This is a genomic window from Leifsonia sp. SIMBA_070 (genome assembly GCF_046534635.1).
Lineage (GTDB): Bacteria > Actinomycetota > Actinomycetes > Actinomycetales > Microbacteriaceae > Leifsonia.
This window is the reverse complement of record NZ_JAWRYK010000618.1, coordinates 1-252: the sequence shown is the minus strand read 5'-3', so window position 1 is coordinate 252 and position 252 is coordinate 1. Positions and strand designations below refer to the sequence as shown.

Genomic DNA, 252 nt, shown 5'->3' with positions numbered 1-252 from the left:
CGCTACGACATCGATCGACTGGCACAGAAGTTCGCCGGTAGTTTCGAGCAGATCGCGCACCGGCTGGTCACTCTGCGCCGGCCGGACGCCGCAGGCGTGCCCTTCGCCTTTCTGCGCACCGATCCGGCGGGCAATATCTCCAAGCCCTTCAGCATTCCGGGCCTGCGCATGCCGCGGTTGGGCGGAGCCTGTCCGCTGTGGGCGCTCTACGGCGCGCTGGCACAACCCGACCGCACCGTGGCGCAACTCGCC

General features: G+C 68.7%; 1 protein-coding gene. It reads left to right on the top strand.

Annotated features, from left to right (window positions below; translation table 11 throughout):
* Window positions 1–252 (top strand): short-chain fatty acyl-CoA regulator family protein (locus SB754_RS21700; protein WP_410784382.1); only part of this gene is annotated, 252 nt, incomplete at both ends.